Annotated in this window: 11 protein-coding genes; 1 reads left to right on the forward strand and 10 read right to left on the reverse strand. The window is 34.9% G+C overall.

Annotated elements, in window-relative coordinates:
- Nucleotides 1-338: 338 nt before the first annotated feature.
- Complete coding sequence (locus CD116_RS04360; protein ID WP_047550573.1) at nt 339-755, forward strand: hypothetical protein; 417 nt, start codon at nt 339-341, stop codon at nt 753-755.
- Between the two features lie 77 nt (nt 756-832).
- Here CD116_RS04360 and ilvA read toward each other — a convergent pair whose 3' ends face one another.
- The 10 genes from ilvA to CD116_RS04410 form a co-directional block, all read right to left on the reverse strand.
- Complete coding sequence (gene ilvA / locus CD116_RS04365) at nt 833-2,101, reverse strand: threonine ammonia-lyase IlvA (RefSeq protein ID WP_047550570.1); 1,269 nt, start codon at nt 2,099-2,101, stop codon at nt 833-835.
- Between the two features lie 14 nt (nt 2,102-2,115).
- Entirely contained in the window at nt 2,116-2,688 is a 573-nt protein-coding gene (gene leuD, locus CD116_RS04370) for a 3-isopropylmalate dehydratase small subunit (RefSeq protein WP_047550567.1), read from the reverse strand.
- Nucleotide 2,689: 1 nt separating this feature from the next.
- On the reverse strand, nt 2,690-4,060 hold the full coding sequence (leuC, locus tag CD116_RS04375) for a 3-isopropylmalate dehydratase large subunit (protein WP_047550564.1): 1,371 nt from the start codon (nt 4,058-4,060) through the stop codon (nt 2,690-2,692).
- Nucleotides 4,061-4,073: 13 nt separating this feature from the next.
- Complete coding sequence (gene leuB, locus CD116_RS04380; protein WP_047427253.1) at nt 4,074-5,120, reverse strand: 3-isopropylmalate dehydrogenase; 1,047 nt, start codon at nt 5,118-5,120, stop codon at nt 4,074-4,076.
- A 2-nt stretch (nt 5,121-5,122) separates the two neighbouring features.
- Complete coding sequence (locus CD116_RS04385; protein ID WP_047531743.1) at nt 5,123-6,652, reverse strand: 2-isopropylmalate synthase; 1,530 nt, start codon at nt 6,650-6,652, stop codon at nt 5,123-5,125.
- A 29-nt stretch (nt 6,653-6,681) separates the two neighbouring features.
- The gene (gene ilvC / locus CD116_RS04390; RefSeq protein ID WP_047450178.1) at nt 6,682-7,686 is read right to left on the reverse strand and encodes a ketol-acid reductoisomerase; all 1,005 of its coding nucleotides are present in this window, start codon (nt 7,684-7,686) and stop codon (nt 6,682-6,684) included.
- A 140-nt stretch (nt 7,687-7,826) separates the two neighbouring features.
- Entirely contained in the window at nt 7,827-8,081 is a 255-nt protein-coding gene (locus tag CD116_RS04395) for an ACT domain-containing protein (protein WP_047450181.1), read from the reverse strand.
- Nucleotides 8,081-9,850, reverse strand: a complete 1,770-nt coding sequence (gene ilvB, locus CD116_RS04400; protein WP_047531796.1) for a biosynthetic-type acetolactate synthase large subunit — start codon at nt 9,848-9,850, stop codon at nt 8,081-8,083. The genes CD116_RS04395 and ilvB overlap by 1 nt, the downstream gene beginning before the upstream one ends.
- Nucleotides 9,851-9,867: 17 nt before the next feature.
- On the reverse strand, nt 9,868-11,556 hold the full coding sequence (gene ilvD, locus CD116_RS04405) for a dihydroxy-acid dehydratase (RefSeq protein ID WP_047531745.1): 1,689 nt from the start codon (nt 11,554-11,556) through the stop codon (nt 9,868-9,870).
- A gap of 331 nt (nt 11,557-11,887) precedes the next feature.
- Nucleotides 11,888-12,004 (reverse strand): hypothetical protein, encoded by a 117-nt coding sequence (locus tag CD116_RS04410; RefSeq protein ID WP_047531800.1) that lies wholly within the window; start codon nt 12,002-12,004, stop codon nt 11,888-11,890.
- Nucleotides 12,005-12,024: the final 20 nt, after the last annotated feature.

Consider the following 12,024-nt stretch of genomic DNA (forward strand, 5'->3'; position numbering starts at 1 on the left):
CGATGAGCCGCATTGAGACCGTAAGGTCTCTTTTTTTATGCCAAATAAAAAGTAGATATGAAGAAAAATGGCTTGGCGAAGTGAAAACGTTTGAATCTGACGAAACGAGAAAAGAGCGCAACGAGTTTAGTAGAGCTAAATGAGTAAGCGAGAGCCGAAGAAGAGGAAAGAAGCAAGCGATTGTCACAAGTCAAGTAAGGTTCTTAGCGTGGATGGTAGCAGACTTACGTTCCGCTAGAGTAGAACGTTGCCAGGTAATATGAGACTATATGGATTTTTTAAAACTAAATATAATAGAAATATACTTGTAAGAATGAATGGTTGAAAGGAGAACGGATTTGAAATTATTTATTGGTACGATGATAACTTTTTTATTTGTATGTTTATTGATCGTGTGTGGATTTTTTGCTTATAAAATATATTTTCCTGCAGATGCTGAAAATAAGTCAGAAGTTCCGAATTATAAGCAAGAAAATCAACATGAAAAAGAAAACACACATAATATTAATAATAATGGTAGTGAAGCTAATAGGAATTTTAATAATAAGAAGAACCGTATAGAAAACATGGAAGATAAACAAAAAGTATATGCTTTGATGAGTATACCACGACATAATTTACCAGAAAGTGAGAAGGCTATATATGACAAAGTAATTTCAACTGCTATTCAAAATATAAATAATGGAGTGGGGAATGAAGAAGACTTTAGGCTCAAAGAAATATACGATGGTATACAAAGCGTGCAACCTCATTAATATAAAGAATGATAAAAAGCAGTCATAAGATGATTTCAATTAGAAATCAATTTATGACTGCTTTTCTTACTATATTATTAAATTAACAATGAATATAACATTTTATTTTCATTGATATAAATATTGGAAGGATCGAAATGATTAACTCTTTGTTTAAGTTGTAATAAATCATCATGATCTTTTAGCTGAATTCCTATAATGACAGTACCTGTATTTTGAGAAGATTTTTTTAAGTATTCAAATTTTGTAATATCGTCTTGTGGACCTAAAACGTCATTTACAAATTCTCTCAATGCACCAGGGCGTTGAGGGAAGTTTAAAATAAAATAATGCTTCATTTCTTCAAATAACAATGAACGTTCTTCAATTTCCTTCATACGATTAATATCATTATTACCACCACTAATGACACAAACAACTGTTTTACCTTTAATGTAATCTTTATAGTTTTCAAGAGCACTCACACTTAATGCGCCAGCAGGTTCTGCTACAATTGCTTGTTTTGAATACATATCTAAAATCGTAGAACAAACAGCACCTTCATCTACTTGAACGTAATCATCTACATTTTCCTTTGCAATTTCAAATGTAATATCGCCAACTCTAGCTACAGAAGCACCGTCCACAAATTTATCGATATTAGGCAATGTGACAACCTGTTTATTTACGACAACAGATTCATACATACTACTTGCACCAGAAGGTTCAACACCTATAATTTTCGTAGCAGGTGAATGGGTTTTAAAGTAAGTACTAATACCTGAAATTAATCCGCCACCACCAATCGCGGCAAATAGATAATCAAAAGTGATATTATCTGACTTTGCTTGTTCTAACATTTCTTTAGCAAGCGTACCTTGTCCAGAAATTGTATATACATTATTAAAAGGGTCTATAAAGTTCATATCATGTTTACTAGTATATGTTAATGCTTCAGCTAAACAATGATCAAAGGTATCGCCTGTTAAAACGACTTCAACATTACTGTTTCCAAAGAACTTTACTTGATTTACTTTTTGTAATGGTGTAGTGACTGGCATAAAGATAACCGCTTTTAAATCAAGTTTTTTAGCGGTATAGGCAACACCTTGTGCATGATTACCTGCACTCGCACATGTAATTCCTTTACTTTTGGCTTCTTCTGACAGAACAGAAATTGCATTGTAAGCACCCCTTAATTTAAAAGAACGTACCCACTGTAAATCTTCTCTTTTTAAATAAACTTTACAATCATACATTTGAGATAAGTAATGGTCTAATTGTAAAGGTGTTTCTTTGACGATATCTTTAAGCCTTAAAAATGCTTCATCAATATCTTTCGTGGAAACTGTAGTTTTGACTGTCATAATATTCAACTCCCTTAAAGTGATTTTTCATATTTTTCTATTAATGATTCATATTGTAGGGTTATTGCAATGTCATCTAAACCATTAACTAATTTATTTTTCCATGTTTCATCGATATCGAAATGGAAACTTTTGTCTGGCGATGACACAGTTTGATTTGGTAAATCGATTTCAATTTCCTCATATTGTGCAAGATGTTCACGTGCACTTTTTTCTAAAACGATAGGCAACATCGCGTTCTTAGTGCAATTCATATAAAATATGTCACTGAAACTTCCAGCAATAATAATATGAAAACCATAGTCCTTAAGGGCCCAAGCAGCATGTTCACGACTTGAACCGCATCCAAAATTATCTCCTGTAATTAAAATGGATGCATCTTTATATTGTGGTTTGTTAGGATTGAAATCAGGATTATCTGAACCATCCGGTAAATAACGCCATTCATCAAAAGCGAATGGACCGAAACCACTTTTGGAAATTCGTTTTAAGTGAACTTTAGGAATAATTTGATCCGTATCAATATTGTCATTGAATAGGGGAACAATTTTCCCTTTATATGTTGTAATAGGTTTGATTGCTGACATTTTAGACAACCACCTTTCTTACATCCACAAACTTACCGTGAATGGCTGCTGCCGCTGCCATAGCAGGGGATACAAGATGTGTTCTGGCACCTTTACCTTGTCGTCCTTCAAAGTTTCTATTGCTTGTAGAAGCACAATGTACACCATCAGGCACTTGGTCTGGATTCATACCTAAACACATTGAACATCCTGGTTCCCGCCATTCAAATCCTGCATTTTTAAATATAGTATCTAGACCTAGTTTTTCAGCTTCTTTTTTAACAGTACGAGATCCTGGAACGACAATAGCTGTAATATTTGGATGAACTTTATTACCTTTTACAATATGACTAGCTTCAACCAAATCTGATAGTCTAGCATTTGTACAAGAGCCAAGGAAGACATAACCTAATTCGATATCTTCAGCTTTTTGACCAGGTTGTAATCCCATATAATCATACGCACGTTGGTCGTTGATATCATTAATTTCAGGAAATGGCTCGCTGAAATTAACACCCATTTCAGGATTTGTACCCCAAGTTACTTGTGGTTCTAATGTGGTAACATCAAGTTCAATAACACGATCAAATACTGCATCGTCATCGGAATAAAGTTCTCGCCAACTATCGACTGATTTAGTAAAATTCTCGGCAAAGGGGCGACCTTTAACATATTCAAATGTTGTCTCATCAGGTTGAATAATGCCGTATTTTGCGCCACCTTCAATTGCCATATTACATATGGTCATTCTGCCATCCATTGAAAGATTTTTAATAGTCTCTCCAGTGAACTCCAATGCATAACCAGTGCCAAAATCAACACCATATGTTTTGATTAAATGCAGAATAATATCTTTAGCATAGACACCTGTAGGTAAGGTTCCATTTATATCAATTTTTAAATTTTTTGGCTTTGTTTGCCAAAGTGTTTGTGTTGCAAAGACATGTTCAACTTCACTTGTCCCAATTCCGAAAGCTATTGCCCCAAAGGCACCATGTGTTGCTGTATGAGAATCACCACAAACAATCGTTTTACCTGGTTGTGTTAATCCTGTTTCAGGACCAACCATGTGCACGATTCCTTGTTCATCAGACCCCATATCAAAGATATGTACACCAAAATCTGTAGCATTTCTTTGTAGTGTCGTGATTTGCTTGTTTGCAATTTCATCTTTAATATTAAAAATATCAATGGTAGGAACATTGTGATCAAGTGTTGCGAATGTTAAATCTGGGCGTCTTAATTTTCTATTTTGAAGTCTAAGTCCTTCAAATGCTTGAGGAGAAGTAACTTCATGTATAAGGTGTAAATCAATGTATAATAGTTGTGGATCGCCCAATTTACCGTATAACACATGTCTATCCCACACCTTGTCAAATAATGTTTGACCCATTTACATCTCCCCCTTAATGATTCAATTTTGTTGATAACTTGGTAAAAATTTCAGAAGTATGAAGTTGCCCACCTAAATCTGCTGTCGTCTGCCCATTTTCAATCATGTTATAAATATGTTGTTCTAATTCATCTGCAGCATCAGCTTGATTTAAACTTTCACGTAAACACATTGCTAAAGATAGAATCATTCCAAATGGGTTAGCAATATCTTGACCTGCAATATCAGGAGCAGACCCATGAATAGGCTCATATAATCTTGGGCCATCATTACTAAAACTAGCAGAAGGTGATAGACCAAGTGAACCGGGAATGACAGATGCTTCATCACTTAAAATATCGCCAAATAAGTTTTCACAAACAATAACGTCAAATTGTTTAGGGTTTGTGATTAAGTGCATACTACAAGCATCAACAAGTAAGTGATTTACCGATACTTCCGGATATAATACACTCACTTCATTTACGATTTTTCGCCATAATTTACTTGAAGATAATACGTTTTCTTTATCAACAGATGTTAATTTTCCACGTCTTGAAGCAGCTAATTTAAATGCTACATGAACAATACGTTCTATTTCTTCTCTTGTATATGTGAGTGAATCAAGTGCATCTTGATCATTAAAATATCTTGGTTGTCCAAAATAAATACCACTTGTTAATTCACGCACAATGACTAGGTCAGTACCTTCAACACGTTCTTCTTTTAAAGGTGAAAAGGAACTAGCGCCTTTTACTACTGTAGTAGGGCGAATATTAGCAAATAAATTTAAGGATTTACGTAATTTTAGTAAACCTTGTTCTGGTCGATTATTAGGATCTGTCCATTTTGGTCCGCCAATAGCACCTAGTAAGATAGCATCTGCCTTTTTACAAGCGTTTAATGTAACTTCAGTAAGTGGTTCACCAAAAGTATCAATAGAGGCACCACCGAAATCATGGCGCTCTAATTGATAGTTAAAGTTATATTTAGTACTAATAATTTCGAGTAACGCTAAAGTACCATTTAAAATTTCTGGTCCGATACCGTCACCAGGTAGTGCAACAATTTTATAAGTCATTATTAGCTACCTACCTTTTCAACATTTTCAGAAGCAAATTTGGCATGTGCTTCAATATAAGCTTTACAAGAGGCTTGTAAAATATCGTGATCAATACCGAAACCATTGACTGATTTACCTTCAATCAATAGATTCACGTGCACTTCTGCTTGGGCATCAGTACCTTCAGTAACAGAATTAATACGATAATCAATTAATTCTGTTTCTTTTTTGAAAATACGGTCAACAGCATTGTATATGGCAACGATAGATCCAGTTCCGATACTTGAGTCTTGATACGTATGTCCTTCTTTATCTTTAATTACCACAACTGCACTTTGAAGCCCGCTAGATACATATTGCAATTGCAACGTTTCTAATTTATATAGCGCTTGATGTTCGTGTTCAGAACCTTGAATAATTGCATGGATATCTCTATCAGATACCGATTTCTTTTTATCTGCAACAGCTTTAAATTGTTTAAATAACTCTACTTGTGCATCTTTATCGATGTCGTAACCTAGTGCTTTTAATTTTTCAGAGAAAGCATGTTTACCTGACAACTTACCTAATGGCAATTCAGTAGTACTTACGCCAACCAATTGTGGCGTCATAATTTCATAAGTTTCACGATGTTTTAATACACCATCTTGATGAATACCTGATTCATGACTAAATGCATTTTGACCAACAACAGCTTTATTTCTAGGAACTCGAATTCCTGAATACCTTGAAATTAAATCCGATGTCTTTTTAGTTTCTGAAAGATTTAGAGCAGTTTGAACACCATAGTGATCATTTCTGACGTATAGTGCAAGTGCTACTTCTTCTAAAGCTGCATTACCTGCACGTTCTCCAATACCATTTACTGTACCTTCAATACGTCTTGCACCGCCTTCGATTGCTGCTAAACTATTAGCAACAGCCATACCTAAATCATCATGACAATGTGCACTATAGATAATTTCATTTGTTGATGTAACTGATTCTGTTAAGGTTTTGAAAATATGTGCATATTCATCGTGGTAACTGTAGCCGACAGTATCAGGAATATTAATAATAGTAGCGCCTGCATCGACAGCAGTTTGAACACATTCTACTAAGAACGGTAATTCAGTACGTGTTGCATCTTCTGGTGAAAATTGAACTACTTCAAATAACTGTTTCGCATAAGTGACATGTTCTTTTATTGATGCTAAAACTTCTTCTTGAGACATTTTAAGCTTATGTTCAAGGTGAATAGGTGAAGTAGCTATAAATACATGTACAACTGGTTTCGCAGCATCTTTTGTTGCTTCATATACAGCATCAATGTCAGATTTTTTACATCTAGCTAAACCACACACAGCTGTTGTTGTTAGTGTCTGTGCTATAGCTTGAACAGATTTAAAGCTACCAGTACTTGAAGCGGGGAATCCGGCTTCAATAACATCGACACCCCATTTTTCTAATTGCAATGCAATGCGTAAACGTTCATCAAAAGTAAAATTTACTCCAGGTGTTTGTTCACCATCTCTTAGTGTCGTATCAAAAATTTGAATATGACTACTCATATTTAACAACTCCTCATTGTAGGTCTATCTTATTTTTCGATGCTTTTAGATTTAATAAATGGCATCATTTCACGTAGTTCACGCCCAACTTTTTCAATTTGATGACCATGTTGTTCTTCACGTAATTTGTAGAACTCTTTAAATCCATTTTTATTGTCTTCGATAAAACGATTGCTAAAGTTACCATTTTGAATATCAGTTAACACAGCTTTCATATTTTCTTTAACATCTGGTGTGATGACACGAGGACCAGATACATAGTCACCGAATTCAGCAGTATTTGAAATTGAATAACGTACATTTTCCATACCGCCTTCATACATTAAATCAACGATTAATTTCATTTCATGTAATACTTCAAAGTAAGCCAATTCTGGTTGATAACCCGCTTCTACCAATGTTTCGAATCCACTTTGAATTAATTTAGACACTCCGCCGCAAAGTACTGCTTGCTCACCGAATAAATCTGTTTCAGTTTCTTCTTTGAATGTTGTTTCGATTACACCAGCACGAGTTGCACCAATACCTTTGGCATAACTTAAAGCAATATTACGTGCTTGGCCCGAAGCATCTTGTTGAACGCCAAATAATGATGGTACAGCCGACCCTTCTACAAATGTACGTCTAACTAAATGACCAGGTCCTTTAGGTGCTACTAAAAATACATCAACATCAACTGGGGGTTGGATAACGCCAAAATGAATGTTGAAACCATGTGCAAATGCTAAGGCGTTATGTTTTTCCAAGTTTGGTTCAATTTCATTTTTATAAACATCGCCTTGAATTTCATCAGGTAATAACACCATAATTACATCAGCTTGTTTAACTGCTTCTGCAACAGGGAACACATCGAAACCATCTTCTTTAGCTTTATCAAAAGAACGTCCAGGGCGAATACCGATGACAACATCATACCCGTTGTCTTTTAAGTTTTGTGCATGTGCGTGGCCTTGTGAACCATAACCAACTACTGCAATTTTTTTACCTTGTAAAGCATCTGTTTTTACATCTTGATCATAATAAACTGTTGTCATAATAAATTCCTCCAAATAAATAAAAAGTTTTGTTTTTCGAAAATTCTGAAATATAAAGTGATAATGTTGGCAGATGTTAATTAGTAATTTAAGTTATATCTCTAACTAATTAGCGCATCATTGCTATTTAGATTTAAAAATTAAGCTTCATTATCTACCAAGTCATAACATTCAACGGTTAAAACATTGATTTGTTGTTTTAACTTTTTCAATAAAATATGAAGTGATATATCATCTTGGATATCCACTTGAATTTCCATATTAGAAATACCTGGTTGTTCAGAATGGGTGACATGTAACGTATCGATATTATATTGTAAGCGAACAAATGCACTTGTAATACGATTTAGAGTACTCACTTGATCTGCAACTTGTAATTTAATAATTCTTGTCATTATAAGCCCTCCATCTCATGATTTGATTTACCACTTGGAACCATTGGATTAACAGCTTCAGTAGGGGAGATTCGCACCTCAATTAAAGCCGGTCCTTGATAATTAAATGCGGCATCTAATTGCTCTTCAAGTTTGTTTGGTTTATCAATTAAGAAGCCCTTGACACCATATGCTTCAGCCATTTTCATAAAATCAGGTTGCCCATTAAATACAGAATGAGAGAAGCGCTTGTTAAAGAACTTATCTTGCCATTGTTTAACCATTCCTAATGTACCGTTATTAATTAATACAATTTTGACATCTAAACCATATTCTGGTAGTAGTGCCATCTCTTGGTTTGTCATTTGGAATCCGCCATCGCCCACAAAACATACGACTGTTTTATCTGGATTTGCTAATTTTGCACCAATTGATGATGGGATACCAAAGCCCATTGTTCCTAATCCACCGCTAGTTACCCATTGACCATGATCTTTAAAAGGATAAAATTGAGCTGCCCACATTTGATGTTGTCCTACATCAGTTGTAACTATGGCATCACCATTTGTCAGCTTACCGATATATTCAATTGTTTGTTGCGGTTTGCAAAATACTTGATCATCTTCACCAAGTTTAAATGGATGTTTCTGCTTATTATTTTGACAATGTTTAACCCAAGCGCTATGTTCAGTGGTTTGAACATTATAGTCATTTAAACACTCTAAAAATCTTTTACAGTCTGCAATAATACCTAAATCAACTTGGATAACTTTATTAATTTCTGATGGATCAATATCAACATGAACAATTTTGGCATTTGGTGCGAATTCATCAGGTTTGCTTGCTAATCTGTCATCGAAACGGCTTCCTAAGTTAATAAGTAAGTCACACTCTGTTAATGCCATGTTACTTGCATATGAACCATGCATTCCTCCCATACCTAAAAATAGTGGATCTTCATAAGGTACAGCACCTAAACCGAGTAAAGTTGTGACAGTCGGAATTTGATGATTGTTAACGAACTTTGTTAACAAATGATTAGATTTTGATTGATTAATTCCAGCTCCTGCTAAAATAACAGGTTTTTTTGCTTCTTTTATAAGTGAGATGAAAGTGTCTATGTCTTTATTTTCAGGTTCAGTAACAACGTCATAACCCGGAATATTAATGTCGTCACATAAATCAACATTTGTAGCTAATACACCCATATCTTTTGGGAAGTCGATAACAACAGGGCCTTTACGTCCTGAATTAGCAACGTGAAATGCTTCATGAACAATTCTAGGAATATCGTCAACATGTTTAACTTGATAGTTTTGTTTTGTAATAGGTGAAGTCATCGATAATATATCTGCTTCTTGGAACGCATCTTTACCAATACCTGGTGTAGCAACTTGGCCTGTAAATACAACAAGGGGTAAAGAGTCGCAATGTGCATCTGTAATACCAGTCATAACATTCGTAGCACCGGGACCACTAGTTACAACGACGACACCAGTTTTGCCAGATACACGCGCATATCCTTCTGCAGCATGAACAGCACCTTGTTCATGTCTAGCTAAAATATGTTTGATTTTTCCATCATAAAATGTGTCGTATAACGGTAATACTGCACCACCCGGATAACCAAATAAATAATCTACGTTTTCTTTAAGCAATGCTTCTACTAATAATTCTGATCCTGAGCGCATTTCTTTTAACGTTTTTTCATTCAGTTTTTCAGGTTCAACTGATTCTGCCATTTTTAAAGTGTCAATATTTTGGTTTACTTCGTGTTGAGTTTTAGACATTTCAATCATCTCCATAGTTAAATTAAATTCTCAGGCACTTGCATGACGCCACCTGTATTTGCACTAGTCACGAGTGCAGTATAGCGAGCTAAATAACCTGTTTTTACTTTTGCTTTAAATGGTTCTAAAGATGCTCTTCGCTGTTCTAAGACATCATTAGATTGATTTACATTCAATGTTCGATTTGTTAAATCAATAGTAATCTCATCACCGTCTTTAATTAGACCAATCGGCCCTCCAGCTGCAGCTTCAGGGGAAATATGTCCAACTGCAATACCTCTAGTTGCACCTGAAAATCGACCATCAGTAATTAGAGCAACATCTTTACCTAAGCCACGACCAACGATTGACGAAGTAGGTGCTAACATTTCAGGCATACCTGGACCACCTTTAGGGCCTTCATATCTTATAACAACGACATGTCCAGCACGTACAGTACGATTATCAATTGCTTCTACCGCTTCATCATGTGAATTGAAGCAAATCGCTTTACCTGTAAATGTTTTAATTGAAGGATCAACACCACCAACTTTAATGACTGCGCCTTTTGGTGCAATATTTCCGAATAATATAGATAGACCACCTTGAGCATCATAAGGTGAATCAAGTGAGTGAATGACATCAAAGTTTTTAATTTCTTTACCTTCGTTGTTTTCACGTAATGTTTTACCAGTGACAGTGATTCTATCTGGGTGTAATGTGCCATCTTTTTTCATCAGTTCATTAATAATTGCCGGGACACCACCAGCTTCATGTACATCATGCATCGAGTATGATGAACTAGGGGCTATCTTTGATAAGTATGGCGTGCGTTTAGCAATCGCGTTGATTCGATCTAAGTCGTAATCAATACCAGCTTCGTTTGCAATTGCTAATGTGTGCAATACTGTATTAGTTGAACCACCCATAGCCATATCAAGAGCAAATGCATCATCAATAGCTTCACGCGTTACAATATCACGAGGTTTCAAATCATTTTTAATATTGTCAACTAATTTAAAAGCTGCTTCCCGTATCATTTCACGTCGTTGATCACTTACTGCTAGTGCCGTACCATTATAAGGTAAGGCTAGTCCTAATACTTCCATCAAACAATTCATTGAATTGGCTGTAAACATTCCAGCACAAGAACCACAAGTAGGGCAGGCGTTTTGTTCCATATCTAGAAATTCTTCTTTAGAAATTGAACCTTCTTTAAATGCACCAACCGCTTCAAACATCGATGAAAGTGTGAGTGCTTTACCATGTGCTGATAAACCAGCTTTCATTGGACCACCAGAGCAAAAGATTGCTGGTACATTGGTTCTCATTGCAGCTAAAATCATACCAGGTGTAATCTTGTCACAGTTAGGAATATAAAAAACTCCATCAAACCAATGTGCATTAATTACAGTTTCAGCAGCATCAGCAATAATTTCACGTGATGGTAATGAGTACCTCATGCCAATATGTCCCATGGCTATACCATCATCAACACCAATCGTATTAAACTCAAATGGGATGGCACCGGCTTCTCTAATAGCTTCTTTAGCTATGTCTGCAAGTTCTCTTAAATGAACATGTCCTGGAACAATATCAATATAAGAGTTACAAATAGCTACAAATGGTTTATTCATATCAGTTGGACTTTTAAGTGCGCCCGTAGCATGTAAAAGACTTCTTGCTGGTGCTTGGTGATCTCCTTTTTTGATCATGTCGCTTCGCATAGTAAATTCCCCCGTAATTTTGATGATTTAACAAATTTAAACAAGTTAGTTGTGATAAAAGTTAAAATTCAACAGTTAAAACGTAAAAAAACGTCCCAATATTATTGGGACGTTTACAAGTCCCATTCAAACAGAAATAGGACTTAAAGCGTTTAGTATGTGTATACTAACGTTCGAGTCCTAAAGAGTATAATAAAATAATAATATTTGAAGTTGTCGGTTGATGTTCAGTATATTGATAAGGCATTTTATTATACTCCTTCCGTGAATGGTTTATATCATTCTAATAGTTAGAATTATCTAAAAATTTGATAAATTTAATTTACTATATCTATGTCGTTATGTCAATAATTATTTTAAATTTTCTTACAATTAACTTCGGAGATATAATCTGTTTCAAAGATAAGAAATTTAAGTTGAAATTTGTTACAATATAAAGGTTAATTATAAAGTTTAATTTGAATGATA

Origin of the sequence: Staphylococcus schweitzeri (assembly GCF_002902405.1) — a bacterium.
Taxonomy (GTDB): Bacteria; Bacillota; Bacilli; order Staphylococcales; family Staphylococcaceae; genus Staphylococcus; species Staphylococcus schweitzeri.